Source organism: Streptomyces sp. NPDC104106 (assembly GCF_055584345.1).
On record NZ_JBVJMF010000039.1, the window covers coordinates 1 to 24,209 of the forward strand.

Annotated in this window: 30 protein-coding genes and 3 pseudogenes; 12 read left to right on the forward strand and 21 right to left on the reverse strand. The window is 69.2% G+C overall.

All coding sequences use genetic code 11. The annotated features are described in order from the left end of the window. Positions 1–338 precede the first annotated feature (338 nt). The 3 genes from ACZ60X_RS43335 to ACZ60X_RS43345 form a co-directional block, all read right to left on the reverse strand. A complete protein-coding gene (locus ACZ60X_RS43335; protein WP_468783832.1) occupies positions 339–506 on the reverse strand; it encodes a hypothetical protein in 168 nt (55 codons plus the stop codon). A gap of 134 nt (positions 507–640) precedes the next feature. Next, entirely contained in the window at positions 641–934 is a 294-nt protein-coding gene (locus tag ACZ60X_RS43340; RefSeq protein ID WP_469611256.1) for a hypothetical protein, read from the reverse strand. 36 nt (positions 935–970) lie between these two features. Continuing rightward, positions 971–1,162, reverse strand: a complete 192-nt coding sequence (locus tag ACZ60X_RS43345; protein ID WP_469611258.1) for a hypothetical protein — start codon at positions 1,160–1,162, stop codon at positions 971–973. 306 nt (positions 1,163–1,468) lie between these two features. Between ACZ60X_RS43345 and ACZ60X_RS43350 the strand changes: the two genes are divergently transcribed. After that, positions 1,469–4,027, forward strand: coding sequence for a helicase associated domain-containing protein (locus ACZ60X_RS43350; protein ID WP_469611260.1), 2,559 nt, complete (start codon positions 1,469–1,471; stop codon positions 4,025–4,027). A 309-nt stretch (positions 4,028–4,336) separates the two neighbouring features. Here the strand turns inward: ACZ60X_RS43350 and ACZ60X_RS43355 are convergent, their stop codons facing one another. Both ACZ60X_RS43355 and ACZ60X_RS43360 read right to left on the reverse strand, forming a co-directional pair. Then, a complete protein-coding gene (locus ACZ60X_RS43355; protein ID WP_469611262.1) occupies positions 4,337–4,486 on the reverse strand; it encodes a hypothetical protein in 150 nt (49 codons plus the stop codon). A gap of 19 nt (positions 4,487–4,505) precedes the next feature. Further along, positions 4,506–4,637: a hypothetical protein gene (locus ACZ60X_RS43360; protein WP_469611264.1), complete on the reverse strand. Its 132-nt coding sequence runs from the start codon at positions 4,635–4,637 to the stop codon at positions 4,506–4,508. A 259-nt stretch (positions 4,638–4,896) separates the two neighbouring features. Between ACZ60X_RS43360 and ACZ60X_RS43365 the strand changes: the two genes are divergently transcribed. Next, positions 4,897–6,549, forward strand: coding sequence for an APC family permease (locus ACZ60X_RS43365; RefSeq protein ID WP_469611266.1), 1,653 nt, complete (start codon positions 4,897–4,899; stop codon positions 6,547–6,549). A 401-nt stretch (positions 6,550–6,950) separates the two neighbouring features. Here the strand turns inward: ACZ60X_RS43365 and ACZ60X_RS43370 are convergent, their stop codons facing one another. After that, positions 6,951–7,976, reverse strand: coding sequence for a YihY/virulence factor BrkB family protein (locus ACZ60X_RS43370; protein WP_469611268.1), 1,026 nt, complete (start codon positions 7,974–7,976; stop codon positions 6,951–6,953). 275 nt (positions 7,977–8,251) lie between these two features. Next, a complete protein-coding gene (locus ACZ60X_RS43375; RefSeq protein ID WP_469611270.1) occupies positions 8,252–8,614 on the reverse strand; it encodes an STAS domain-containing protein in 363 nt (120 codons plus the stop codon). 808 nt (positions 8,615–9,422) lie between these two features. Here ACZ60X_RS43375 and ACZ60X_RS43380 point away from each other — a divergent pair. Beyond that, a complete protein-coding gene (locus tag ACZ60X_RS43380) occupies positions 9,423–9,908 on the forward strand; it encodes a hypothetical protein (protein ID WP_469611272.1) in 486 nt (161 codons plus the stop codon). A gap of 190 nt (positions 9,909–10,098) precedes the next feature. Further along, positions 10,099–10,371 (forward strand): hypothetical protein, encoded by a 273-nt coding sequence (locus ACZ60X_RS43385; RefSeq protein ID WP_469611274.1) that lies wholly within the window; start codon positions 10,099–10,101, stop codon positions 10,369–10,371. Positions 10,372–10,547: 176 nt separating this feature from the next. Here the strand turns inward: ACZ60X_RS43385 and ACZ60X_RS43390 are convergent, their stop codons facing one another. From ACZ60X_RS43390 to ACZ60X_RS43400, 3 genes are all read right to left on the reverse strand, one after another. Next, positions 10,548–10,859, reverse strand: coding sequence for an STAS domain-containing protein (locus ACZ60X_RS43390; protein WP_469611276.1), 312 nt, complete (start codon positions 10,857–10,859; stop codon positions 10,548–10,550). Positions 10,860–11,074: 215 nt separating this feature from the next. Beyond that, on the reverse strand, positions 11,075–11,278 hold the full coding sequence (locus ACZ60X_RS43395) for a hypothetical protein (protein ID WP_469611278.1): 204 nt from the start codon (positions 11,276–11,278) through the stop codon (positions 11,075–11,077). Beyond that, positions 11,275–11,490 (reverse strand): LexA family protein, encoded by a 216-nt coding sequence (locus ACZ60X_RS43400; RefSeq protein ID WP_469611280.1) that lies wholly within the window; start codon positions 11,488–11,490, stop codon positions 11,275–11,277. The genes ACZ60X_RS43395 and ACZ60X_RS43400 overlap by 4 nt, the downstream gene beginning before the upstream one ends. A gap of 99 nt (positions 11,491–11,589) precedes the next feature. Between ACZ60X_RS43400 and ACZ60X_RS43405 the strand changes: the two are divergent. Continuing rightward, positions 11,590–11,889: pseudogene (locus tag ACZ60X_RS43405) on the forward strand (DUF6233 domain-containing protein); the annotation flags it as partial. A 35-nt stretch (positions 11,890–11,924) separates the two neighbouring features. On the opposite strand, the gene ku reads toward ACZ60X_RS43405, so the two are convergent. Continuing rightward, a complete protein-coding gene (ku, locus tag ACZ60X_RS43410; protein WP_469611282.1) occupies positions 11,925–12,845 on the reverse strand; it encodes a non-homologous end joining protein Ku in 921 nt (306 codons plus the stop codon). A 95-nt stretch (positions 12,846–12,940) separates the two neighbouring features. On the opposite strand from ku, the gene ACZ60X_RS43415 reads away from it, so the two are divergent. Further along, positions 12,941–13,162, forward strand: a complete 222-nt coding sequence (locus ACZ60X_RS43415) for a hypothetical protein (protein WP_469611284.1) — start codon at positions 12,941–12,943, stop codon at positions 13,160–13,162. A gap of 19 nt (positions 13,163–13,181) precedes the next feature. On the opposite strand, the pseudogene ACZ60X_RS43420 reads toward ACZ60X_RS43415, so the two are convergent. Beyond that, positions 13,182–13,733, reverse strand: a pseudogene (locus ACZ60X_RS43420) (IS5 family transposase); the annotation flags it as partial. Between the two features lie 124 nt (positions 13,734–13,857). Between ACZ60X_RS43420 and ACZ60X_RS43425 the strand changes: the two are divergent. Continuing rightward, positions 13,858–14,457 carry a hypothetical protein gene (locus ACZ60X_RS43425; protein WP_469611286.1) on the forward strand — a complete coding sequence of 200 codons (600 nt, stop codon included), beginning with the start codon at positions 13,858–13,860 and terminating at the stop codon, positions 14,455–14,457. A 417-nt stretch (positions 14,458–14,874) separates the two neighbouring features. Continuing rightward, positions 14,875–15,012 (forward strand): annotated as a pseudogene (locus ACZ60X_RS43430) (transposase); the annotation flags it as partial. Here ACZ60X_RS43430 and ACZ60X_RS43435 read toward each other — a convergent pair. Continuing rightward, entirely contained in the window at positions 15,005–15,547 is a 543-nt protein-coding gene (locus ACZ60X_RS43435) for a hypothetical protein (RefSeq protein ID WP_469611288.1), read from the reverse strand. The pseudogene ACZ60X_RS43430 and the gene ACZ60X_RS43435 sit on opposite strands and share 8 nt — an antisense overlap. Positions 15,548–16,109: 562 nt before the next feature. Here ACZ60X_RS43435 and ACZ60X_RS43440 point away from each other — a divergent pair. Together ACZ60X_RS43440 and ACZ60X_RS43445 are read left to right on the forward strand one after the other, a co-directional pair. Continuing rightward, entirely contained in the window at positions 16,110–16,427 is a 318-nt protein-coding gene (locus ACZ60X_RS43440) for a hypothetical protein (protein WP_469611290.1), read from the forward strand. Between the two features lie 283 nt (positions 16,428–16,710). Next, on the forward strand, positions 16,711–17,046 hold the full coding sequence (locus ACZ60X_RS43445; RefSeq protein WP_469611292.1) for a NucA/NucB deoxyribonuclease domain-containing protein: 336 nt from the start codon (positions 16,711–16,713) through the stop codon (positions 17,044–17,046). A 43-nt stretch (positions 17,047–17,089) separates the two neighbouring features. Here the strand turns inward: ACZ60X_RS43445 and ACZ60X_RS43450 are convergent, their stop codons facing one another. The 6 genes from ACZ60X_RS43450 to ACZ60X_RS43475 form a co-directional block, all read right to left on the reverse strand. Then, positions 17,090–17,377, reverse strand: a complete 288-nt coding sequence (locus tag ACZ60X_RS43450) for a hypothetical protein (RefSeq protein WP_469611294.1) — start codon at positions 17,375–17,377, stop codon at positions 17,090–17,092. A 25-nt stretch (positions 17,378–17,402) separates the two neighbouring features. Next, entirely contained in the window at positions 17,403–17,933 is a 531-nt protein-coding gene (locus ACZ60X_RS43455) for a hypothetical protein (protein WP_469611296.1), read from the reverse strand. Positions 17,934–18,416: 483 nt separating this feature from the next. Then, entirely contained in the window at positions 18,417–18,905 is a 489-nt protein-coding gene (locus tag ACZ60X_RS43460; protein ID WP_469611298.1) for a hypothetical protein, read from the reverse strand. Between the two features lie 91 nt (positions 18,906–18,996). Next, a complete protein-coding gene (locus ACZ60X_RS43465) occupies positions 18,997–20,013 on the reverse strand; it encodes a NucA/NucB deoxyribonuclease domain-containing protein (protein ID WP_469611300.1) in 1,017 nt (338 codons plus the stop codon). 208 nt (positions 20,014–20,221) lie between these two features. Next, positions 20,222–20,506: a hypothetical protein gene (locus ACZ60X_RS43470; protein ID WP_469611302.1), complete on the reverse strand. Its 285-nt coding sequence runs from the start codon at positions 20,504–20,506 to the stop codon at positions 20,222–20,224. Between the two features lie 10 nt (positions 20,507–20,516). Further along, on the reverse strand, positions 20,517–21,101 hold the full coding sequence (locus tag ACZ60X_RS43475) for an IS5 family transposase (RefSeq protein ID WP_469611304.1): 585 nt from the start codon (positions 21,099–21,101) through the stop codon (positions 20,517–20,519). A gap of 436 nt (positions 21,102–21,537) precedes the next feature. On the opposite strand from ACZ60X_RS43475, the gene ACZ60X_RS43480 reads away from it, so the two are divergent. Together ACZ60X_RS43480 and ACZ60X_RS43485 are read left to right on the forward strand one after the other, a co-directional pair. Continuing rightward, a complete protein-coding gene (locus ACZ60X_RS43480) occupies positions 21,538–22,224 on the forward strand; it encodes a GmrSD restriction endonuclease domain-containing protein (protein WP_469611306.1) in 687 nt (228 codons plus the stop codon). Continuing rightward, positions 22,221–22,502 carry a hypothetical protein gene (locus ACZ60X_RS43485; protein ID WP_469611308.1) on the forward strand — a complete coding sequence of 94 codons (282 nt, stop codon included), beginning with the start codon at positions 22,221–22,223 and terminating at the stop codon, positions 22,500–22,502. Before ACZ60X_RS43480 ends, ACZ60X_RS43485 begins: the two co-directional genes overlap by 4 nt. 81 nt (positions 22,503–22,583) lie before the next feature. On the opposite strand, the gene ACZ60X_RS43490 is transcribed toward ACZ60X_RS43485, so the two are convergent. Continuing rightward, positions 22,584–23,030, reverse strand: coding sequence for a hypothetical protein (locus tag ACZ60X_RS43490; protein ID WP_469611310.1), 447 nt, complete (start codon positions 23,028–23,030; stop codon positions 22,584–22,586). 34 nt (positions 23,031–23,064) lie between these two features. Further along, positions 23,065–23,532 carry a helix-turn-helix domain-containing protein gene (locus tag ACZ60X_RS43495; protein ID WP_469611312.1) on the reverse strand — a complete coding sequence of 156 codons (468 nt, stop codon included), beginning with the start codon at positions 23,530–23,532 and terminating at the stop codon, positions 23,065–23,067. Positions 23,533–24,209: the final 677 nt, after the last annotated feature.

Genomic DNA, 24,209 nt, shown 5'->3' on the forward strand with positions numbered 1-24,209 from the left:
CCCCGCGGAGCGGGTCCCTTCGGGCTGCGCCCGAAGCAAGCGAACACCCGCGCTGCGCGCGGGTGTTGCGCTCCCGCTCCGCGGGAGCGCTGGCTGACCGCTGCGCGGTCAGCGCACCCGTCTTGCTGCGCAAGGCGGGTGATGCTCCGTTCGCTGCGCTCCCGGAGCGGTGGGGGCTGCGCCCCCTGCGGTGCCCTTCGCTGCGCTCCGGTCACCGAGTGGCGCTACGCGCCAGAGGCCGGCCCCGCTGCGCGGGGCGGGCCAACGGGCCTGCGGCCCGAGTAGCAGCAAGGGCGGGGAGTGTGGTGGTCCCTGCGGTTCTGGGGCTTGACGCCGAGTCAGCGCCTACGGGACCAGGTGCTGCCGATCCCCGCAACGTGCAGGGCCAGTGCGGTCAGTCCCAGGAGCATGACGTTGACTGACGAGAACGCGTGATTGGTGCTGATCTCGGCCGCGTTGAGAAAGAACGCGATGAAGAACAGCACTGCCGCGACTATGCCGAGCATGACAGGACTCCTCTCGAAGGGTGAAGCCCGTATGCCCGGCCACCGCCCCCACAGACATGGGTAGCGCCTTGAGAGAGTCGCATGCCCGCCCTGCCGTGTCCTGGCCCGGTTCATTCAGGCGCGCTGACGGCTCCTCATGCGTGGGCGTGGCGGGTGCGTGCCGTCTTGTGTGGGGCGGCGTGATGCGCGGGCCGGCCTGTCGATGGGACTGCGAGACGTCGCAGGGACAGGCCGGCGGTGACGAGGAGGGCGGTGAAGACGGCCAGGAGGAGGATGGACACCCACATCTGCCGGCTTCCGGGTGCCTGCCAGCCGGTCCAGGCAGCAGATCCCGCCCACAGCAGGACGCCCACGGTGTAGAAGGAGCGGACGCGGTGCAGCTGCCGCACGGCCCGCAGGAACTCGATGCGTTCACTCTTCGGTGCCATGCGCAGCCGTGTACCCCAGAGCGCCTGATGTACCTCTCACCTTCGTTTTTGCTGAGCACGCTCTTCGAAGTCGCGCCGTATGGCTGCACCTTGGTCATCGACCAGCCCTGCACTGTCAGGGAGGTCCAGGACGGCACCGCAGTCGTTGCACAGTTTCCCGTCCTCGGCGGGCGTGCCGCACGCCGTGCAGAACCGGTTGCTTTCGTTGTCGTCAGTCTTCTGCGTCATGACTCTCCCCGGCCAGGGTGGGGCCGCGATCAGGTAGTCGGGTGTGCCCAGTACCCACGACTTCCGTGTCAATTCTGCGGGATGTTTGCTTCATTTATTGAGTGAGATAGACTCTGGACTTAGATGGCTTCCCCGGTTATGGGATGTGTGGCCCTCGCGAAGATAGGTCACTGTGTCCTGGGGCGGGAGTGTGGGCCGGTGTCACGATGGGTGTGCTGTGTGCCAACGTTCGCTGTGCGAAAGCTGGTTGCACGTCGTCCAGTGTGTGGGTGCTGTCGTTCCGGCTCGCAGGAGAAGGTAGACGAAATGGTTTTGAAGGAGCTTCGTCCTCATCAGCGAGAAGCCGTGGACGCCGTGCTCCGCGCGCTCGAATTGCCTGCAAGATCTACTGTACCGGAGCGGGGACTGCGGACTCAGGTGATCATGGCGACCGGATCGGGCAAGACCCTCGTCGCCGTGCGCAGCGCGCAGGAGCTGCAGGCGGGTCGGGTTCTGGTGCTCGTGCCCTCGCTGGACCTGCTCGCGCAGACCGAGGCCGCCTGGCGCGAGGGCGGGCGTACGGGGCCGATGATCGGAGTCTCCTCGCTGCGCGGAGACCAGGCGGGCTTCCCCAACACCACGGACGTCGATGAGCTGGTCGCCTGGGTGCGGCCGTTGGACAAGGTCACCGTGTTCGCCACCTACGCCTCCCTCGGGCTCGGCACCCTCGAGCGCGCCCACACTGCGGGCTTGCCGGGCTGGGACCTGATCGTCGTGGACGAGGCGCACCGCACCTCTGGACGGATCGGGAAGCCATGGGCGGTCGTCCACGACAACACCCGCATCCCCGCCCTGCGCCGCCTGTACATGACCGCCACCCCGAGGGTGTGGCAACTGGACGAGGACGCCGAGGGTGCGCCGGGCGCGCCGGGCGAGCTGGTCGCCTCGATGGAGGACGACCCGGCCGGTCCGTTCGGCAGCAGGTGTCACACGCTCACCCTGTCCGAGGCGATCGACCGGGGCATCTGTGCGCCCTACCAGGTGGTGTGCCTGGACATCACCGACACTCAGCTCCAGGCGGCCCAGCTGCTGGGCGTGGAGGGCCGCACGGACGAGGTCCGCGGGGCACGGCTCGCCGCCCTGCAGACGGCGCTGGTCAAGGCGTCGGCCGAGGAAGGCTTTGGCAGAACGCTCGTCTTCCACCACCAGGTGAAGGAGGCCGAGGCGTTCGCGGCCGGCCTCACAGACGTCGCCCAGCAGCTGCACAGGGCCGATCCTGCGCTGTATCCGCGCACGGTGTGGGCCGACTGGCTGTGCGGCGAACACAAACCGCTCCACCGACGCCGCGTCCTGGACGAATTCTCCAAAGGGATCGCTACTGACGGCACGGTCGTGGAGAAGACGTTCCTCGGCTCCGTTCGCGTACTCGGCGAAGGCATCGACACCTCCCACTGCGACTCCGTGTACTTCGCCGACGTACGCGGCTCCATGCCCGACCTCGTCCAAGCCGTCGGCCGGGCGCTGCGCATCCGCCCCGGTGAGGGCAAGGTCGCCTCGCTCGTGGTGCCCGTCCTGCTCGGGCCCGGCGAGACAGTCGACAACATGCTCACCTCGCGGGCGTACGGGGGGTTGGCCAAGCTTTTGGAAGCCCTGCGTGCCCACGACGCCCGCGTCGTGGAAGCGCTCGCCGAACCACAGGCACGAAGCCGCGTACGAGGCGTACAAACCCGCTCCGGGGCTGAGAACGAGGAAGGCGTGGAGGGCAAGGACGATGCCACGGCGCAGACGGGGGTGTCGGTACAGGCCCGGGAACTGCTGAAATTCTCCACCCCCCGCGACCCAGCGCAGCTGGCAGCGTTCATCAACCTCCGCGTCCTCAACCCCGAACACGCCCACTGGCGACGCGGCATCGAAGCCGCCGTCATCTACGCCCGCGAGCACGGCGACCTCAAGGTCCCGTTCACGTACCGGGTGCCCGGCGGTGACGACCAGGCGGTGGAAGCCGAGGGATGGCCCGCCTCCCTCGCCAACTTCCCGCTCGGGCAATGGATCGCCGACGCCCGCCGCTTCCACGTCCGCGGGGACATGGATACCGACCGCATCGAGCAGCTGGAGAAGCTGGGCATGGTGTGGTCGCACTTCGACGTCGCATGGGAAGAGGGCCTGGCCGCCGCGCGTGGATGGGCCGAGGCGAACGGGCACCTGCTCGCGCCGCTGCACGCCACCCACCAGGGCTACAAGGTGGGCATTTGGCTGAAGAACGCCCGCGCCGCCGCCCGCAAGGCACAGGAGATCGAGCAGCGGCGTGCCCAGGGACTGCCGGTGGGGTCGTCGGCCAGCACGCTGTCGCAGGAGCGGCGCGAGCAGCTGGAGGACATCGACCCCTCATGGTGCCCGGCCTGGCCGGTGGAGTGGCAACGCGCCTTCCATCTGGTCCGGCAGCACCTGGAGGCCGGCGGCGAGCTGCCCACGACGCCGGGCGACATCGTGCACCAGGGCGAGGACCTGGGACGGTGGGTGCGATCGGTCCGGCTCGGCTGGGACAAACTCACAGGCGCCCAGCAATGGTTGTGCGAACACATCCTCGGGATCGAGCCCGCCGGCGAGGACGAGAAACCGAAGCCGCGCCGCACTCAGGCCGCCAAATGGGCCATGAACTACGCCGCCGCCCGCCAGTTCTACGAGCGCGAGGGGCATCTGAGGGTGCCGAGGAAGCACGTCGAACGGATCGTCATCGGCGGCAACGGAGACGGCGGCAGCGGCGAGGACCAGGAGGAGCGGGCGCTCCGGCTTGGTGCGTGGATCAGCAACCAACGCAGCAGAGCCGCGACGCTGCCCCCGGAGCGAGTGGAGCAGCTGTCCGCCATCGGCATGCGGTGGGCGTAGCCAACTGGATCCGAACGCAGGACGACTGGCCCCCGCCCCGGCGGGGAGGACGCGACGGGCACACGGAACACCCCACGTCGGCGGGGAGGACCTTGACCCGGAAGCAGGCGCGTTTGCGGCACACGGAACACCCTCGCGTCCGCGGGGGTGTTCCGCTCGAAGGCAAGGTAGCCATGTACGAGCGCATGTCCTCCCCGCTCCCGCACGCAGTCATCCGACTGCCCGGAGACGTGGCGTCTTGTATCGCTCAATCCTGTGTGCGGCCGTCGTCTGCGGGTGGGGGCTGTCCGGGCTGCCTTGGCTACGGCGCTAGCGTTTGATGCGGCCGCGGACGGCGAGGGCAGCCAGGCCGAGGAGGACCGGTTCGGTGAGCCGGGAGGTCATTTCGGTGTAGGTGCCGGTGGTGGTGAGGTCCTGGCCGGAGGAGCGGAAGATCACGGAGTTGACGACGACGCGCACTTCTCGAAGCGTGCGCTCGTCAGGCGGTCGCCGGGCGGCCAGTGGGGTTCTCGGGGTCGGGGCTGTCGGTGGCCATGGTGATGCGGTGCCTGGTGAGGGTGCCGGTGCTGAGCGAGGGCGTGTCGCGCTGCGGCAGTCCCCACAGCATCATGACCAACACGGTGAGGCCCATGGCGAGCAGCAGCCAGCCCCGGGGCGCGGGTGGCGCGTAGGCCGTAGCCGGATATGGCCCAGTACGCCGTCAGCAGGCCGCGTTCGGCCGGCGCGGTGCGGGGATCGGCCCGGCGCATCTCCATCTCGCCGTAGTAGAAGTCCGCGGCCCCGGGTTCGTTGCTGGAGTCCTCGTAGGACTTGCGCAGCGCCCGGTACACCGCGGCCAGCGCCCGCGGCTGCGCGGCGGCTCGTACATCGTGGCCAGCGACAACCTCGGGCGGGTACCGGGCGTGGTCGCCGCTGCCGGTCTGGTGATCGACTACATCCTGACCGTCGCCGTGTCGATCGCCTCCGGGGTTCAGGCGATCACCTCAGCCCTGCCCGCACTCGCCCCGAGCGCGGTAGCGATCGGCGTGGCGGTGATCGCGGTTCTGCTGGTGGGCAATCTCCGCGGAGTTCGCCAGGCGGGCGCCGTCTTCGCCGTACCCACATATGCGTTCATCGTCGCGGTCCTCGCACTCCTGGTTGTCGGCCTGGCCGATGCAGCCGGCCGCGGTTTCCAACCCGCACCGCCGCCCCGGCTGCCGGTCACGGAAGGGGTCACCCTGCTGCTGGTCCTGCGGGCCTTCTCCTCCGGATCCACGGCGATGACCGGCATCGAGGCGATCTCCAACGCCGTACCGGCCTTCCAGCCGGAAGAATGGCGCAACGCCCGTACGACGCTGACCTGGATGGTCACCCTGCTGATCGTCCTGTTCGGCAGCACGATCGCACTGGTCCACCTCGACGGGGTGGTGCCACACGGCAACGAGACCCTGCTCTCCCAGCTCGCCCGCCACACCTTCGGCCCGGGGTTCATGTACGGCTACGTACAGGCGGCCACGGCCGCCATCCTCCTGCTGGCCGCCAACACCGCCTTCAACGACTTCCCCCGCGTGCTCTTCCTGCTGGCCCGCAGCGGCCATGCACCGCACCTATTCCTGCGTATCGGCGACCGACTCGCCTTCAGCAACGGGATCATCGTCCTCGCCCTGGCCGCGATCGCGATCTTCGCCGCGTTCGGCGGCAACACCCAGTTCCTGATCCCTCTATACGCCGTCGGCGTGTTCCTGGCCTTCACCCTGTCCCAGGCCGGCATGGTCGTGCACTGGCTGCGTCACCGAGATCAGGCCCACTGGCGCAAGAGCCTGGTCTTCAACGCCACCGGCGGCCTGCTGTCCGCCATCGTCTTCATCACCGCCGGCATCACCAAGTTCACCGAAGGCGCATGGGTCGCCGTCCTCGTGATCGGACTCCTCGTCCTGCTGCCCCTGCGGATCCGCCGCCACTACGACCTCTGCGCCAAGGCCCTCGCCCTGCATCCCCACGCCATCGAGCTACCGAGGCAGTCGACGGCTGGTTCCGGATTCCCAAGGACCACGGCCACGGCCTCTGCGGCAGCGGACACCGAGGCAGAGGAAGGTGAGGAAGACGAGCGAGGAATGCCCGGAAGAGGTCAACCACCTGGCCATCGTGCCCATCGCCGCACTCGACCTGGCGAGCATGCGGGCCCTGGCGTACGCGGCCTCCCTCGGACAACCCGTCCTGGCCCTGCACCTCAGCCCGACGCAGGACGAGGCCGAACGGTTCGGCGGCTACTGGGCGACCTGGGGCGACCACCTCCCGCTCGAAGTCGTCGTCTCACCCCACCGCGCGATCGTCGCCCCGCTGGCCAGCTACATCGAGTCCCTGCACCACCAGCGCCCCGCTCTCACACTGACCGTGATCCTCCCCGAAATCGTGGTGCGCCACTGGTGGCAGCGCATCCTCCACAACCAGACGGCACCGCGACTGCGGCACGCCCTGCGACCGCTCCCGAAGATCGTCATCACGACCATCCCGTTCCACCTGCCGAAAGAGACGGGTCGTGACGAGGAACTGACCCCGGCAGGGTAGTGGGGTGCATGAGGGCGGCCGGGTCGGTGCAGTCCAGCGTCTCGCCAGACCGATGCTGGAGTTGCTCGCGCAGCACGCCGCGGCGGACGTCGTCCAGGTCGGCGCCGAGGAGTTCTTCAACCGGGCCTGCCCGAGCAGGCGGCGGGGTACGTCACCCATTGCTGGGGCGGCTACGGCGCCGGGGAGGGCCGGCGCTCCGGCCGAAGGTGCCCAGTGGCTGGTGAGGTCGAGGGTGCAGGCTTGCCAAGGACGACATGGACAGCCGTTGACAATCGGCTCTCCGCGAATGGAATTGTGGGGCTGCCGGGCCCCGAATCGGCGAGGGCAGGCGTGCGTTCTCCTCTGAGAGCACCCAGAGGCGGCACACTCGCAGTCTTTAGCCGACGCACGTCGGTTGGGGTGGATCCGGCTTGTCGTCGTTCCCAGGGGTGGGCGGTGTGAAGCGCACGGTGATCTTCTCGAAGCCTTTGAAGGACTCCGTCGTCGCGTACGACCGGTAGGCGCGCTGGTCGCCGGGGGTGAGCTGGACCCGTTCGGTGAAGGGGCTCAGCAGACTGCGGGGCCACAACCGCATGCAGCGCACCGCGCAGATCTCCGCCGTCACCAGATACACCACCGCTCCGAGATAGAGCCAGGCCAGCAGGCCGAGCACGATGCCGAACATCCCGTAGGTCGCCGTGGTGCCCTTCAGGACATGGCTGACGTAGTACGAGCCGCCCCACTGCAGCACCTGCCAGGCACAGGCGCCCCCCAGGGCCGTGGGGGACAGCAGGCGCAGCGGAAGCCGCCGCCTGGCCAGGAGCCGGAAACTGAAGAGCAGCAGGGCAGCGTTGACGATGATGGCCGCGAGTGCCGCAACCACGCGGACCCCGACAGCCAGACGTGCTCCGAACACGCTGGCCGCTGACTCGGCAGTCGACAACGCGACGGTCACCGCCAGGCCGAAAGGCAGCAGGGCGAGGAACTTCAGCCCCTCCAGCCGTGAGTGCAGTGGGTCGGGGCGAGCATGACGCGGGACAGCGAAGATCTTGTTCAGAGCGTGCTGCGCCGCCTGGGAGATGCCGAGCGCGCCGTACAGGCAGCCGGCGATACCCACGGCGAGCGCGATGCCGCTGCCGTGGAAGGAGTGGATGTTGTTCCCGATCTGGTCACCGATCACCGGAAACTCGCTCAGGGCGGAGTGCAGCACGGACTGCTGCAGCCCGTGGTTGCCGTGCAGGACGGCGCTGAGCACGGCGACCAGGATCAGCAGCAGCGGGAACAGCGAGAGGAACGCGTAGTAGGCCAGCAGCGCGGCGAGGTAGGTGGCCTGGTCGTCGAAGAACTTGTACGCCACGGCCAGCGGCAGGCCCGCCCATCGGTGCCGTCGCTGATAGGCATCCAGCCGGGCCAGTCGACTCATCCGCTCTCCTACACGTCGGCCCCTTCGCCCAGCCCTCCAACAGAGGTCTTACCGGTCCCGGTGCCCTGCCTGCTGCATCTCATACCGACGCGGTTCCAAGGCGGCGAGCGGGTCGCGCGTCCACTCAGCCGGTCAGCGAGCGTCCGCCTGGCACCGGGCCCGTCCTGCCCCCGCAGGGGCGGCCTGACCGTCTGCGATGGCGCGTTCGGTGCGGCGCCATGGCCCCTGCTATCCGCCGGGGTGAACCCCACTTCAGCGCCCAGAGCTCAGGTGGTCTATTCCGCGGTTCCGTCGAGGTGGGCGGCGAGGGCTTCCGCGACGTTGCTGTGGAGGTCGAGCACCTGGTCGGCGCCGGTCAGGTTCATCAGGCGCAGGGCCTGTGGTGGCGGTACGGCCACGGCCAGCCAGCCGGCGGCCGCGGCCGCGCGGCCGTGGAGCCGCAGGAGCAGGTTCAGGCCCGAGGAGTCGCAGAAGGTGACCTGTGAGAGGTCCAGGACGAGCTGGGAGTGTCTGTTCAGGAGCTGGGTGACGTGCGGGTAGAGGTCGGTGGCGCTGTGGTAGTCGAGTTCGCCGGCCAGCATGGCCACGGGGAGCGGGCCGCGGGTGTCCAGCAAGGTCAGCTGGGAGTCGGTACTCATGATCCTGCGTTCCCGTCCGGACCGTCTGGTGTCGGGTTGGTGATTGTGGCCGGCTCGGGCAGTCCGGCTAGGCGGGCGGCCTCCTCGTAGCGGCCGGGGCGGGCCGGGGGGCCGAACCACTCGCACAGCAGGACGGTGGCGTCGTCCTTGAGGTGGCCGCCGTGGTAGTCCAGGACGGCGTTGACCAGACGGCGCGGAGTCTCCGGGACGGGCAGATTGTCGGCGTGGTGGCGAATGATGAGGTCGGTGAAGCGCTCCAGGCCGAACTCTTTGTCGTCCGGCCCGCGGAATCGACTACGTGCTGGCCGTCCGCGCGGACGTGACCGCCCACCCCTTCGACGCGAAACCCGAGACGCCGGACCGCAACGGACCCATCGGCTGCTGGCCCCAGCCTCGCTATCGACAGCCCGCACCGTCGGTGGCGGCCCTGAGCGTTCTGGTGGGAACACCCCAAACGGCACGGTTTCACGAACGCTCGATCTGGGCGGCGTCTAGGACGGCGAAGAACATCGCGCCGCTCAAAACCGGGATCGAAAACAGGCACTTGAGTTGAGTGCCATGCTGCCTGCCATGACATCGTCCCCGTACGAGCCGCCGGAGCCCCGCTTCCCGTACGGGCCGCACTGCACGGTCGAGATCACGGCCGACTCGGCTCCCGGACCGGACGGCGTCCCTGCGAGACACCCTCACCACCCATCCCGCTGGCACGTTCGCAGACCCCTTCGCCGGTGTCGCCGAGCCGGATGTCTGGACCCGGCTGACTTACCTCCGGGCGGAGGCGTGCCAGACGACCGTGGAGCGCCTTGGAGTGCTTGATCACGGCATCCTGGCCGCGCAGGACGCGTCGGTGGTCATGATGCGGGCTCTCGGCCCGGCCAGCCTGGACGTGGACCAGCTCATGTGGCGCCTGCCCGGATGCCTGATCACATCGGCGTTCGAGCCGGAGCGATGCCTGGTAGCCGTCCTGACCGAGCACGGCCCTGTACACCGCGGCTACCAGTTCGAAGTCACCGCCGAGCAGAGCGTCCCGGCCCTGGTGCCGCTGTACCCGGCGGCCGTCTACGGCTGGCTGAGGTGGTGGCTCACCGAAAACGGCTCCCCCAGGCACGCCGGGAAAGCACTCCCTGCGCCGCCCGACCGGCTGCTGATGCACTACGCCGGACACGACCGCCTGCGAGCGCGGCACGTCCACGCCGGTGCTGCTGGCCCGCTCCCGCCACGCCTCCGTCCGCTCCCTGAAACGGTACGCCCGCGCTGGCGTCGACGCGGTCGCCGCGCACGTCGCCGCGTCTGACCCCGCCGCCCGCCGTCGGGGTTGAGCACAGCGGTCTACGGCACTTCGGAGTATTCCTGGACCTCGCGACAAGCCTCAGACCATGCTGTTCGGTGACACCATGGGTAATGGATTCCGCATCATGACGATCGCCCGACCAGGCGGTACCTGAGCCTCTTCCTGCCTGCAAGTACGGGAAGGCGGTGAGCATGTGAGCGAGCAGGAGCCCACTGCGGCCGAAGGAACAGAGGCGGAGACCACCCCCGAAGAGACACCGGCCACGACTGAGGCCGGCCCTGCGGAGGGCGAGGAGCCGACCCCCGAGGCGGCGGAGACGGGAGCAGGAGAACCCGCACCCGCCGAAGCCGAGGAGGCCGAGGCTGAAGAACCCGCGACCCCCGCGGCCGAGGAGGCTGGAACCGAAGAACCGGCAACTCCCGCGGCCGAGGAGACCGAGGCTGAAGAACCCACCACAGAGGAGTAGGAGAACGGCTGTGCGCGACGGGCGTCGCGCACAGCCACGACCGCGGTCCCAGAAGCAGGCTCGCCGCGCACGTTGCCGCGACGACCCGGCCTCCCGCCGTCGGGGCTGACCGAGGTCACGTCATGACGTCCCTGGTGGCCGCCCGGCACCGGCGCGGTGGGGCCATGTCCATGTCTTCACCGTACGTCCGGCGGCTCGATGGTGAAGGCGCTGCCGGCGCGGGTGAGCCGCAGCAGCCGGGCGAGCGGGTGCGGGACCGCGCACAGCCGCAGCTGGGTGCCGTGGTCCTTGGCCGCGCGGGAGGCGGCGATCAGGGCGGCCAGGCCGGTGCAATCACAGAACGTGACCTGGCCCGCGTCCAGGTCGACGCGGTCGTGGTCGCATACGGCGGCTCGCAGGACTTCCCGTACCTCTGGGGCGCTGACCACGTCGAGCTCCCCGGCCACGGTCACCCGGCAGCTGCCGGGTCCGGTCGGATGCACTGCCACGTGGGTGTCGTACACGGCGCCCCCAGTCAGCGACGCGGACGGGGTGTGCCTCCAGGAGAACCCCCACCTTGCGGGGATGTCTACACTCGGATGCCTGGCTGACCCGGGGACGGGGGCGGAAGCGGTCCTGACGTCTGTGCGTACGCGGCGCACGGACACTTGGCGGCTGAACCGCTGGGTCCTGGCCGCCGCGGGCAGCGGAAAGAGCGCCGGGCCTAGCGAGGGTCGGGCCAGGCGTCCAGGACGGCGCCGCTGTCCTCGTCCGACAGGGTCACGCGGGCGCCGGGCAGGGCATCCCCGTACTGGCCGACCCAGTCGCGGAACTTGTCGCGGGCGAGGTCTTCGCGTCTCCACCAGCCGTGCTGCACCGGCCGCTCGACGGTCGCCAGCAGCAGGTGGTAGCGGCCCGGACTGCTCATGCGAGCCGGATCCCTCTCGCCCGGCCCCGCTCGCGGACGATCGCGCGCTTCGTCTCCAGCTCGACCAGCTGGTAGTGGACGCTGGCGCTGCGCATGCCGAGCGCCTCCCCGATCTCCCGTACCGTCGGCGCCTCGCCGCGGTCGGCGATGGCCTGCCGGATGCAGCGCAGGACGCGTTCCTGGGTGTCGGTGAGGTGCTCTACACGGTGCATACTGAGGATTGGAGCACTTGTTCGAATTCTTGGGCAAGCGGACACACGGCACAGCACATGAGGAGCGGGCAGGTGAAGCAGCCGACCTCGCGTCTGGACATGCTGCGGTTCGCGCGCCGGGTCGTCGAGCAGCAGACCGCCCGGCAGCTGGCTCTGATCGACCGGTGGATCGCCGACGAAGAACGCCGGGAGCACGAGCGGCAGCAGGGCAAGGAGCGCCGGCCGCCGCAGCCGGAGTGGCTGAGCCAGTACGGGCTCAACCGCAGCAACGTCGACGCCGTGCACACCGGCGGCTGCTGGGCGGCCGCCCAGAACGGGCGATGCCGCCCCGCGACCCGGGACCAGGCCGTGGACGCACTGCGGCGCCAAGTACCCGCATGCCCCCACTGCCGGCCGGACACCGCCCTCGGCATCCTCGACCAGCGTCAGCGGGGTCAGGCGCTGCGCGGGCGGCGGCCCGTCGTCTTCTTCGCGGCCGTCTTCTTCGCCGCGGTCTTGGCCGGCTGCTTCTTCGCGGCCGCCTTCTTCGTCGGCTTGGGCAGCTCGTGCACCTCAGCCGGGCCTGCCTTCTCGCCCCGGGATGCCCTGGCCTGTTGCACGGAGGCGTTCAGCGCCGCCATCAGATCCAGGACCTGGGCCGGCTCCTCCGGTTCCGGCGCCGCGGGCAGCGGCTGCTCCTCGCGCTTGGCCTCGATGAGCTGGGCTACCGCCTCGGTGTAGCGGTCGGTGAACTCCTCGCCTTCCAGCGCGTCGACCGTCAGGGTGTCCATCAGCGCGAGCGCGCCCTCGATCTCCTCCTCCGACACCTCCACCGGCGGCGGGAGCAGCTCGGTGGGGTCGCGGATCTCGTCCGGCCACAGCAGCTCCTGCAGGACCAGGGCGTCGCCGCGGACCCGGAGCATGCCCAGCCTCTCCCGGCCGGACCAGGCGTACTTAGCAATGGCCACCCTGCTGGAGCGGCGCAGCGCTTCGACCAGGAGCGTGTACGGCTTCGCGGCGACCTGCCCGCCGGCGGCGAGGTAGTACCCGGCGCCCATGCGGATCGGGTCGATGTCCTCCAGCGGCACGAAGGCATCGATCTCTATGGCCTTCGCCGTCGGCAGCGGGAGGTTGCTCAGGTCCTCGTCCGTGATCGGGATGACCTGGTCCCGAGTCAGCTCGTAGCCCTTGCCGATCTCGGACTGGTCGACCTCACGGCCCTCCAGATCGCACACCTTGCGGTAGCGGACCCGGCCCATGTCCTGAAGGTGGTACTGATGGAACCGGATGCTGTGATCTTCGGTCGCGCTCTGGACGTTTACGGGAACGGTGACCAGGCCGAAGCTGATGGCGCCTGCCCATATGGTTCGGGGCATCGGTAGACCTCCGTGATGGCCCCGAGCACCACCAGCCTATGAACGGCCGCGGCGTCCCGCATGCGCGCTCCCGGCCCGCGCCGCACCCTGAAGAGGTGACCGAGACGCCACAGGTCGTCGTCTACCCGCCGGCCGAGGACGGCGGCAGGCGGGTCCGCGTCGGCAGCCGGTTCCTGGGCATGGCATACACGCTGCTCGACATCGTTGAGTTCCTACGCCAGGCCGGCTCCGACAATGTCGAGCCCGAGGACGTGGCCAGTGCGGCCTGGGTGGAGTGGCGGGAAGCCGGCCCGGACGTTTGGGCGCCGCCCAGCTAGGGCCTGTGTGATGTTGTGATCAACCATTTGTCTTCAGGAGGTCGTTGATCCAGATCATCGAGGCACGGAGGTGGAGGCCGGCAAGGTAGCTGTCGGGTGTCTTGTCGTAGCGGGTCGCGATGCCCCGCCAGGCCTTCAGCTTGTTGATCAGTCGCACGACGGTGTTCCGTTCTTTGTATAGATCGGCGTCGTGGCGCGTGGGGCGGCCACCCCGGCTGCCCTTCTTCTTCCGGTTGGCGGCCTGGTCCTTCTTCTCTGGGATGACTGCCTTGATGTTGCGTTTCCGCAGACAGGACCGGTTAGCACGGGAGGAATAGACCTTGTCCGCGGCGACGGCGTCGGGCCGGGTCCGGGGCCGGCCGACGGGAAGACGGATGCGCACCTTCTGCAGCACGGGGACGAACTGCGGGCTGTCGGCGGCCTGTCCTGCGGTCAGCACGAGGGACAACGGACGGCACTTGCGGCCTGCAGCGAGATGAATCTTGCTCGTCAGTCCACCGCGGGATCTGCCGAGCAGGGCCTGGTTCAAGCGGAGCTTGCGCCGTCGCCTGATGTGCCGCCGTTCTCCCTGCTCAATTCCCCTCCGCCCGCGCTCGGGGACGCCCAATGCCTGCGCTGGTCAGTCGGCGCCCCGCGCGGTCGCCCGGCGGGTGCCCAGCACGGCCGGGTCGGGTTGGGGCAGTACGCAGGCCGTGATGTTCGTGAAGCCTGTCCTCGAGCCCACCATCGCCGGTACGATCAACTGCCAAGATCGCATTCCGGGGCCCGGTTCGATCCCGGGCACGGGTGAGGATGGGGGGACATCCATGAAGCAGCGCACTACTACCAGGAACAGGGCACGTGTTGCGACCGCAGTCGCATTCACCGGAGCACTGCTGGCGGCCGGAATTGCCACGGGCCAGGCCGCGCAGGCGAACGTCAGCCCTGGAGGTTGCCGGCTCAGTGGCTACGCCTCCGAACCCGGCGGAGTTCTACTCAAGCCGTGTTCCATCGGCCAAGTATTTGAAGGCTCCGACCAGATCGGCGGCGAGATCTACGTCCAGAACCCCAACGGCATCCCGATAGACGTCTGTGCCCAGGTGGAACGCGTCAACCCTGATGGCAGCACGTCCCAGGCCTACGACCTCAAGTGTGTCGGATGGTCGCGCAGCACCACGCAAGACGTCTACGCACCCGACTGGTGGGGCGATCCGTCGCAGGGCACCTATGTCGTCCAGGCCGGGTACTGGGCCACCATCAACGGTGTCTACGCCTACTACGGGGGCGCTCAGAGCGCCCGGCTCCAGGAATTCTGACAGCCCACCGCGCAGCCCTGCGTGCACCAGCGCAGGGCTGCGGCCAACGGGACTCCCTGCCGACCACGAGCGGCGCCTGGAGCACCGGGCAAACCGTTCGAGGCCAGTACTCGGGCCCCTCCTGGCTCTCTCGACGGACAACGCAGCGGCTTCCGTGCGCGCTGCTTCGCGAGGCTGCCGTCCTTCGCCGCCAGGCCGCCCTCTATCCACTTGTCGCAGGCCAGACGACTGGACCGAGATCGTGCAGTCCTTGCCGACCCTGCTGGTCTCGCCGAACGCGGCGGTGAACGGCTGCTCGGGCGCCAGGGGAAGACGCAGACGTTCCTTGGCCAGGAGACCATCACGTACTCGGAGGCGATGGCCGGGGTCGGGCTCGGCTGGGAGAGCAAGGCGGTCTGCGCCCGTGGGCGACGGGATTCGACGAACCTGATCGAGTCGATCAACGTGCGGCTTCTCAAGATCACACGGTGCCGTGGACACTTCCCCTCGGAGCCGGCCGCGCTGAAGGTGCAGGTGCTCTACCTCGCCGTCCGCGAGCTGATCACCCTCAAGGCCTGTGAGTCCAGGGACCGGGCGAAGCGGCGAGCGTGTGGCAGTCGTTCTCCCGTAGGCCGACCCGAGGGTTGACGTGGTGCAGTAGCCCGGGTCCTCGATGGTGAGCGGTCACGTACGTCTGATCCAGCTCACTCTGCTCGTCGTCCACCCAGGCGAAAGGACGGCCGCCTGCGTAGTTCACCAGCGGGCCGGTCTTCCAGTGGACTCCATCGGGGCGTTCTTGGAGCAAGACATCGCCGAAGTCGACGAAGGGAAGTTTCGGAAGGCCGAGCACCGGTGCGATCCACCGGTTGGCGTCGTCCATCCACGTGGTGGCCCAGCACAGCTCGAAACCGAGCCGGAGCAGGAGTCGTCCATGCTTTGGATTGAGCCAGACCTGCAGGGGGCGCCGCCGAGACCAGAGGAGCCTGTCATCCTCATGGGCGTCGTCCCGGGGAACTTTGAGTGTGGTATAGCCGTCGGGACGCTTTTCCGGCTTGGCCGCATAAGGGTTGAGGGGCCCGTCCACGTCGAGGAACAGCAGCGGTCGGTTCACGGTTTCCCCCGGTCTTGCTCACTGTTGACTGCCCCGATCAGCGTAGCTGCGCAGCTGGTGTGCATCGCGCGGCGGTCGGTGCGGGCCGAACGCGCCAGTAACCGCGCCTCGGTGCGCACTTGGCGCGTAGCGTGCCGACCAGCAGCCCTTCGGGGTCGCGCACCTTTTCATGGACGCCCGTCCGGGCCTCGGGCGAGCCGGGCCGCGAACGGTGGCGCGGATACCTGGACGCAGAGCTGGCGGATCCGTCTGGTGAGAGCCGGTGCTCGCGGCTGAACCGTGCCGCAGAGTCTCCCGCGCCCTCGGAAGGACGCCGTTAAGGGGAATCCCGAATTCCGAAAGGATCCGAAAGCTCTTTCCCTGGAGTTGACCGAACCGTGTGCAAGCGCAACGACAGTTCACGGCCGTTCGAAAATCGGATAGCTTGATCGCGATCACGAGTATGATCAAGCCGCCGCTGTTCGCATACGAGTTCAGTGGTGAGTTCGCGTGGAGTCCGTTCCTTTGACGGAAGACCGGATTCCGATCACAAGTCCACCCCCCAATAAACACGGAGACAACCATGTCCCGCATACGTTCCTTCGGTCTCGCATCGAGCGCCATGGTCATCGCTGCCGGTGCCATGCTGTTCGCGGCGCCCAGCGCCAGCGCCGCGTCCAACTGCCACGCGTACAATCGCAGCGACGGCGCCGGCATCGGCTGGTGCGACTCCGACAACGGTCGCTGGCGAGTCCACGGCTACTGCGCCAACGTCGACGGCGTGCGCGGCCCCTACACCGGCACCGAGGGTGGCCGCCAAAACGGTCAGGAATGGGCCTCCGTCCTCAACTGCGGCATGGGCGGCGGCGCCGTCAACATGTGGGTCGAAGTGACCGGCTGATCGACCCGGAACCGTGCGCAGCGCCCGTCGAAGAGAGAGATGTCGGCGGGCTCCTGCGCGTTGTTCCCTCGTTCATGCCGACGGTGGTATCGGGCGGTGGGTGTCTGTCACGTTGGGAATGTGGCAGGAAGTGCCCGTCACCACGACGTCAGAAGTGCGTCAGGCGGCTCTGGCGCAGGGCGCCGTCTACGACGGCGAAGGCCGCCTGCTGCTATGCGGGATGCGGTCAGGGCCTGGTCGGCGCTGCGCCGGTCCCCGGCTGCCGCGTGCCCGCCGTCCCGGGGTGACCGTGCCCAAGGTGGCCGGCAAGAAGGTCCCGGGTGCGCTCTCGTCCCAACCGCTGCACCGGATCTTCTACGCCACCAAGCGGCGGGACCAGAACCGCGACACCGCGAAGGCGGTCTGCAAGAAGGTGTGGCCGAACTACTCGGCGCAGAACAAGGACTGCGACGAATACCCCTTCAGCAGCACGAGCGAAGGCGCCTACAAGGCCGGCGGGAACTTCTCCGCGCGGGCGCTGGATCGTACCGACAACCAGAAGGCGGGCTCGATGCTTTCCGGGTGGTACAACGACGACCGGATCCTGGACGGTGACGCCTTCTACGTCAACGTGAAGTAGCCGCTGGCGGCGGAGCGACCGCTACGCCGCCCCGCCGCCGGCCTCATGCCCACAGCTGGATCACGAACCGCTCGAAGAACCGGTAGGTGTCCAGCTCCTCTGACAGGTTCTCCTGCTGGGCACCCACCCACACGCGAACCTGGTAGGGGCCGGGGCCGGCGAGTTCGTGCTCCTGCGACTGCGGTTCCTCCATCGGGCTGACCAACTGGATCCGCTCGGAGTCGAAGGAGGCGCTGCCCGGCTCACCCAAGCTCCTGAAGCCCGCTGCCGACGGTACGTCCGGCAGGCAGTCCCACACCTCCACCCGCACCCTCGCCTTCTGATCCTCCAAGTCGGATGCCAGGACGACACAGCCGTCATGGGCCAGGAACCCGGCACTCTGCGGCCAGGCCGAGCTTGTCCAGTGCGGTGGTCCAGTCGGTGACGATGGCGTTCTGCGCTGCCTTGAGTGTGACTTTGCCGAAGCATACGGCGGTGTGCAGCTTGGTCTCCACCGGGTCCTTGCAGTTGTTCACCCCTGCGCCGGTCTTGTGGCCCGGGTCGGCGGGTTCCACCCACAGGTTGCGGGCGTCGTTGGGGTCCCCGCCGAGCTGGAGGCTGATCAGGTGGTCGTACTCGGCGTCGCCCATCTTGCCGGTGTAACCGTAGGAGGCGGCGTTCAGCCGCTTCTCCTTGCCGGTGACCGCCTCCGGCGGCCGGATCCCCTTCGTGTATCCACCCTGGCGGCAGATCGTCGTGCCCAGGTTCGCCTGCGTCACCGCCGGCGAGGTGGCGCCCGGCGTACACCTCAGGTCCTGAAGCGGCTCGCCCTTCTCGTACCGGTAGTGGCAGCTGCCCGCGGGCGGCTGCTGCTGCACCGTGTACGTCTTCTGCGGCCCCGCCCCCACCGGGATCCCCCCCCACCGACCCCGCAGCCGACGCCCCGTTCTTCCCCACCGCGCTCCCACCGGCATGCGTTCCGGACGACGAACACCCCGCCAGCGCAAGACAGGACAGCGCCACCAGCGGACCGGCGCGACGCAACACACTCATGACAACCTCTCACAGAACAAGCAGCAGGTGAGCAGATACTCCCCCACCTCTCCACCGCGCTACGCCCCGGGGGCCGGGCGCACAGGAGCGCGCCTCCACGGAGTCGCGAGCGTGGCGGGCTCGTCATACCTACGCGGGAGCGTCGAGGACATTCGGTGCCCGCCGCCGTGCACCTGGCGTCGAGGCCTGCCGGCGGTCTTGCGTGAGGTCCAGGCCGTCTGGGACTGGGCGTCGGTCAGGCAGGCGAGGGCTGCCTTGGCGACGCCCCGGAGGGTGCCGGCCAGTTCCCGGACGCCGGCTCGGTGGGCAGGCGGGCGTCCACGAGCGCGAACTGTCCTCTACGAAGCGGGCCAGATCTGGATGATGTTCCTTTCCAGTTTGTCGTCTTCCTGCTGCCGGTAGTGCTCGTAGGAGCCCTGGGGCCGGTCGGCGTACAGCACACGCAGGCGGTGCCGGGTGGGCCGGCCGTGGCGGTAGGGCACGGGGATGTCCTCCCGGTCGTCGTCGGGGTTGGCCAGGACCAGGGTGTGGTCGATGACGACGTCGACGTCCGCCGTCAGCTGCCAGCCGCCGTCGGGTGGCGGGGGCGGCTCGGTGAAGAACTCGACAGTGATGGCGACATCACCGTGCTGGGTCCCGCAGCCGACCAGTACGAACTGCCCGTCGTCGGTGGCGGCGAGCGGGTCGTCGGCGTGGGCTTCGATGAACTCCTCAAGGTCATCCCGCCACAGCTGGTCGGCGTCGGCGGGCGGGAACTGGACCCAGTACTGAAGGTAGGCGGCGGGGAAGGCCAACTGGCGTGCTGCGACCGGCTCGGGAACGCTCACGTGTCTCCCTTCGCGATGTGCGTGACAATGACCACGCTAAGGCGGTGGCCCCGGGCAGCACGTGCCCGGGGCCACCGACCGTAGCGGGGTGTCAGGCGATCACGTAGAACGGGTCGCGGTCGAGGATGCGGAACTTCTTCTTGAAGGCGGTGATACGGCCGCCCTGGCTGCGCTGTTCCGCGGGGGTGGTGAAGGTGATCTCCCGCTGGTTGGCCGGCAGGGAGGTTCCGCCTTCGTAGGTGGCCGCGAACGGGTACTCGTCGCACCAGGTGCGGCCCTGGGCCTTCTCCGCCGGGGTCGGCTGGGCCTTGCCGCACACGGCCGTCCGGTTCTTGCTCGCCTGCGTCGCATCGGCAAGCGCGTGCAGGACCGAACCCCCGTTGGGGTCACCGTAGTGGCCACCGCGCCCGCGCAGGGCACGGATGCCGGCGTCGATGTAGGTCAGGCCGACCATGCTCACCACACCGGGCGCGTCGCGGAAGACGCAACCGGCGGACTGGCCCTTGAACGTGTCGTCGCAGCGGTAGTACGCGGACTCGTACGCCACCGTACCCGTGCTGTAGCCCGGCTTGCTGAACGTGTACCGGTACGTGGTGCGCGACAGGTTGACCTTGCCGGGGCCGACCGAGTCGCTGTACTTCACGCCCGCGGTGAACGGCGCGCCGAGGATGTGTCCCTCGGGAAAGCGCAGCGACGCCTTCGCCGAACCGACGGCGGTGGCGGCCGCGGTCATCTCGATGCCCCCGGCCTCCCCTACGATCTTCGCCTTGCTGTACTGGATGCTCTCCGACCACGAGCGGCTGAGCTGGTTGACCTGCATGGAGTGGTAGACGCTGAAGACCGCCGTCCCGACCGGCACTCGGTTCTTCAGTGCTGTGACGGTGATCGTGGTGCTCTCGCACTCCCCGTACCGCGAGATGACAATCTGGTTGATCTTGCACGTGGCCACGGCCGTGTCCTGCCGGATGGCCGCAGCCGCGCGGGGCACGGTCTGCTGGACACGCAGGCTGTAGCTGGCGGGCGCCGCCTGCGCGACGGCCGCGCCCGAGCCGACAACCGACAACGCTGCAAACCCGGCGACCAGAGCACGCTTGCTGTTGATGAACAATGCGTTGATCCCCCTTGCCACCGCATCTGCCAAAGGAGCCGTGTGCTCCCGGTGTTACGGCAGCGACAGGACGGTACGACCGATACACGACGCTTTCATGCCGGACCTCCACCAATGACCAAATGATGCAGCTGTATGGCCGGATCCAGCCCCTCGCCCCAAGGGGGCGTCCTGGCCCAGCCCGCGCGGCTCACGGCAGCGTGCCGGATCATCTGGGACGCGAAGGGGTGCCGCTGCTCGTGAGCGCGGCGCAGCAGGTGTTCCGCGGTCTCTCGGCGCCCCGTGTCTGTGCCGGGTGGGCGAGCGAGACCAGCGCGGGGGCATGGTGCTTGTCGGCTGCTTCGGTCCACCAGCGTTCCGTATCGGCCGGGCGGTTGGTGAGCTGGGCGACGTTGCCGAGGTTGCCTGCGGCGCTGCCGTCGGGCTCTCCGGCGGCGACGGCAGCACGGAACCAGTGCTCGGGCTGCGGCCAGTCCTGGCGTTCGACCGCCACCCCGGGTTGGTCATGCTGGCTGCTTCCGCTTCCTCAGCCAGATCCATGCCAGGCGGCCCGCGTAGCCGGAGTCCGCCCAGACGAGGCGGATGGAGAAGTACTCCTCGCGCAGCCGGGTGAGCAGCGGCACCGCGGCGTGGCGGTCCTGCACGCTCGCCGCGGTCACCAGCACCGCCAGGAGAAGGCCGAGACAGTCCACCACCACGTGCCGCTTCCTGCCCGCCACGTTCTTCCCGCCATCCCATCCCGACGTTGACCTGGGGATATTCGCCGCGGCCCGCACCGACTGCGAGTCCACGATCGCCGCACTCGGATCCACCTCGCGCCCTTCCCTGACGCGCACGCGGTCACGCAGCCGGTCGTGGAGCTCGCCGAGCAGACCGGTCACCTGCCAGCGCCGGGCGAAGGCGTGCACCCGCTTGAACGGCGGGAAGTCCGCAGGCAGGTTCGCCCACTTGATCCCGTTGTCGACGACGTACCGCACGGCGTCGAGCATTATGCGGTGGCAATATCCCTCCGGCCGCCCGCCCCGACCCTGAAGCCAGGCCGGCACCGGCAGCGAACGGCGCATCTCCTGCCACTCGGCCTCCGTCATGTCCGAGACGTAGCACGGGATGCGGTCTGGGTGGTCTGCCGCATTCCCGAACCGGTGCGCGAGGCAATCGCACAGCGACACGCGGGAGTTGGACGTGACGGACACACTCACGCAAGACTGCGACAACAGGGCCTCCGGAAGCTCGGGCTGACTCGCATCCCCGAGCTACCAGGAGGTCCTGCCTTCATGCGCTGGCCCCGGCGCGATCACCCGATCGGGAACCCTTGTTCGATCCGCAACTCTGCTGAGTGGAATGCGGATGGCTTCTCAGACGCGACTTGGTATCCGCCACGCAGGCACGGCGTGCTGGGTCGTTTCTGCGGTGAATAACCGGCCGCCGTTCGGGTGACGCACATCGGGCACGCCGCCGTGGCAGCTGTACGCCTCGCTATCTGTCGTGACTGCGAATGCCCTTGTCAGTCACCGGAGATGACGCATGCGCTCGATCCGTACCAAGCTCGCCCTGGCGGCTGCAGCCGCCACCGTACTGCTGGCCCCTCTCACGGCTGCTCCCGCCGCCGCCACACCGGGTACCGTGCACGCGGCCGGCGCTTCCGTTGCACGGCGGGACCTTCCCGAGCCGCCGCCCGCCGAGATCGTCCGCAAGGAGCTCGGCGAGCTGAACGTCGCCGGCCCGCATCCGATGACCGGCTACTCGAGGGCGAAGTTCCCGCACTGGATCATCCAGTACGGCACCTGCGACACCCGCGAAGTCGTCCTGCAGCGGGACGGTAAGGACGTCGTCCAGGACGACCAGTGCCGCGCCGTCTCCGGCACCTGGGTCAGCCCCTACGACGGCAAGGAGTTCACCTCCGCCCGCCAGCTCGACATCGACCACGTCGTCCCATTGGCCAACGCGTGGCGTTCCGGCGCGGACGAGTGGGACACCGCACTGCGCCGGAAGTTCGCCAACGACCTCACCGACCCGCAGCTGGTGGCCGTCTCCGCGGCATCCAACCGGTCCAAGGGCGACCAGTCCCCCGACCAGTGGACCCCGCCCCTGCGGTCCTACTGGTGCACCTACTCCCGCGCCTGGACCCACGTGAAGTACGTGTACCACCTCAACATCACCGAGCCGGAGAAGAACAAGCTCGACGAGATGCTGGACACGTGCGAGGCATGAACGACCACCCCGACACCGCCTGGTATCAGGACGACGTTCCGGCCGGGCCCGGCGGGGTGATGACCGACGACGTCGGCGTCATCAGCGGCGACCTCACCGTCCGCACCACCCCCGGCGACGACGGACACAGCGCGCACGTCACCGTCCAGTACACCGGCGCCGACGAGTGGTACACCCTGACCGGCAGTCCCGCCCCGGTCCCGGACGGCGATCTGGCCGCCTACCACCACACCCTGCTCGACCGCATCCGCGCCGGCCGGGGCGCCGAGGCCAGCTGACGGCTGCGGGTGCCTGTGCCGCCTGTGCTCTGCACGGGTGGCGCGGGCAGCTGCGTCAGCCGCACTGGTCTGCGTGCGTCGTCAGAGGGCGTGGCGGCAGGCAGTGCGGGGCGGCTTGGGGGCCCTGGGCCCGGTTGTGGTGTCGGCCGGTTGGCGGGTGCGGCGGGCGGCGGCGAGGAGCGCGGTGACTCGGGCGGGGTCGCTGCCGGTGATGGTGGCGATGCGGTCGATGCTCATGCTCAGGTCGTCGTGGAGGAGCGCGGTGTCCTCGGCCGGGGTAGGGGTGCGGCCGGCGCGGTGGGCGACGGCTCGGGTGTGTTCTTCCCAGGCCCAGGCGGAGGGGCATTGCTCGGTCATGATCCGGGTCCAGTTGCTGGCGATGAGGTCGAAGAGCTGGGTGACGCTGAGCCGTGCTTCTTCTTGAGGGAGGCGGGCGGCGGCGTAGGCGTGGTAGGCCGGGCGGTGCAGGTCGTAGAAGGCGTAGAAGGCTGTGGTGAGCACGGACGCGGTGGGCGGCGTGGGCTTCATGGTCCTTGGCCCCCTCGGCAGTAGGGCGGGCAGATCAGCTGAAGGTGGCGGTGGGGTCGCTTTCGGCGGCGGCCTGGGCGCGGCGCCACAGGGGGCGGGTGATGTGGGGCAGGCTCTGCAGGACGACGGTGAGGCGGTCGATCACCGGCCAGTCGGGGACGCCGGGGCCGTACAGCGCGTGGTAGAGGTCGTCGGGGCTGATGGTGTGCTGGGCGGCGGCGAGGATGATGGCGGGGGCCGGTGAGCCGAGCGCGTAGTGCAGTCCCTGGAGGTAGGTGCGTAGGTACTGGACGGGGTCGTGGGCGTTGGAGGGCTGGACGTCGGCGGCTGCTTCCCACAGCGGTTTCATCCGCTCGGGGTCAGTGCCGCACACGTCGCAGATGATCCTGACGTGACGCCAGGACAGGTCGCGCTGGCCGGAGAGCATGCGGGAGACGTAGGACTCGTGGACGCCCATCTGTTCGGCGAGTTCTCGCTGGCGGATGCCGGAGCCGTTGCGCATCCGGGTGAGGGCGCAGGCCAGTCGCTGGCCCGGGCGGCGCAGGGTCGGCGTGCCGGCAGCTGCTGCGGCGTTGTGGGCGGGGCGACCGGCTTGGGCCGGCGGCGTGTGGCCAGAGCCTCGTCGACGGCGGGCGGGTCGTACTTCTTGCGGAGCCGGTCCTCGGTGCGCCTGGCGATCGGCGCGAGGTCGGCGAGCGGCTCGCCTTGTGCTCGATGGCGGACGACGACCACTCCGATCGCCTCGTCCACCAGGTCCCGGAGGCTGACGAGGCGCTGAAGCAGTTCGGTGTTCGGAGTGTCCGCGCCGTAGGCGCTGAGCAGCAGGTCCTCGGAGACCACCGTGCAGTCCTCGGCGATGTCGCGGAGTGCCTCGGTGCAGCGTCTGGCACGGGCGGGGTGGGCTGATGGTGCCGAGCGGGCAGGCCGCGGGACCTCGTCAGCCGCCTGGAGGCGAGAACGGGTGGACACGGGTGACCTCTTTCAGGGGGTGCTGGGCGGGTATCTGTACCGGCCGACTCGCCCGCAGGTGGTCGGGGCGGGGCCGGCGCCGGGGGGGGGGGGGGGGGGGGCCCCCCCCCCCCCCCCCGGCCGCGGGCCGCGGGGGTTAAAAAAGGGGCGCCCCCCCCACCCCCGGGGCGGGGGGGCCGGAAAATGCGGGTTTTGGGGGGGACCCCGGGG

Bases quoted from the DNA above. Each gene is read 5' to 3' on its own strand.
- ACZ60X_RS43345 (WP_469611258.1), bottom strand. From the start codon at position 1,162: ATGACGCAGAAGACTGACGACAACGAAAGCAACCGGTTCTGCACGGCG.
- ACZ60X_RS43440 (WP_469611290.1), top strand. From the start codon at position 16,110: ATGTCCCGCATACGTTCCTTCGGTCTCGCATCGAGCGCCATGGTCATC.
- ACZ60X_RS43475 (WP_469611304.1), bottom strand. From the start codon at position 21,101: ATGACGGAGGCCGAGTGGCAGGAGATGCGCCGTTCGCTGCCGGTGCCG.
- ACZ60X_RS43395 (WP_469611278.1), bottom strand. From the start codon at position 11,278: ATGAGCAGTCCGGGCCGCTACCACCTGCTGCTGGCGACCGTCGAGCGG.
- ku (WP_469611282.1), bottom strand. From the start codon at position 12,845: ATGCCCCGAACCATATGGGCAGGCGCCATCAGCTTCGGCCTGGTCACC.
- ACZ60X_RS43340 (WP_469611256.1), bottom strand. From the start codon at position 934: ATGGCACCGAAGAGTGAACGCATCGAGTTCCTGCGGGCCGTGCGGCAG.
- ACZ60X_RS43375 (WP_469611270.1), bottom strand. From the start codon at position 8,614: ATGAGTACCGACTCCCAGCTGACCTTGCTGGACACCCGCGGCCCGCTC.
- ACZ60X_RS43400 (WP_469611280.1), bottom strand. From the start codon at position 11,490: ATGCACCGTGTAGAGCACCTCACCGACACCCAGGAACGCGTCCTGCGC.
- ACZ60X_RS43360 (WP_469611264.1), bottom strand. From the start codon at position 4,637: ATGATGCTGTGGGGACTGCCGCAGCGCGACACGCCCTCGCTCAGCACC.
- ACZ60X_RS43485 (WP_469611308.1), top strand. From the start codon at position 22,221: ATGAACGACCACCCCGACACCGCCTGGTATCAGGACGACGTTCCGGCC.
- ACZ60X_RS43495 (WP_469611312.1), bottom strand. From the start codon at position 23,532: ATGCGCAACGGCTCCGGCATCCGCCAGCGAGAACTCGCCGAACAGATG.
- ACZ60X_RS43335 (WP_468783832.1), bottom strand. From the start codon at position 506: ATGCTCGGCATAGTCGCGGCAGTGCTGTTCTTCATCGCGTTCTTTCTC.
- ACZ60X_RS43350 (WP_469611260.1), top strand. From the start codon at position 1,469: ATGGTTTTGAAGGAGCTTCGTCCTCATCAGCGAGAAGCCGTGGACGCC.
- ACZ60X_RS43480 (WP_469611306.1), top strand. From the start codon at position 21,538: ATGCGCTCGATCCGTACCAAGCTCGCCCTGGCGGCTGCAGCCGCCACC.
- ACZ60X_RS43425 (WP_469611286.1), top strand. From the start codon at position 13,858: ATGTTCGTGAAGCCTGTCCTCGAGCCCACCATCGCCGGTACGATCAAC.
- ACZ60X_RS43370 (WP_469611268.1), bottom strand. From the start codon at position 7,976: ATGAGTCGACTGGCCCGGCTGGATGCCTATCAGCGACGGCACCGATGG.
- ACZ60X_RS43490 (WP_469611310.1), bottom strand. From the start codon at position 23,030: ATGAAGCCCACGCCGCCCACCGCGTCCGTGCTCACCACAGCCTTCTAC.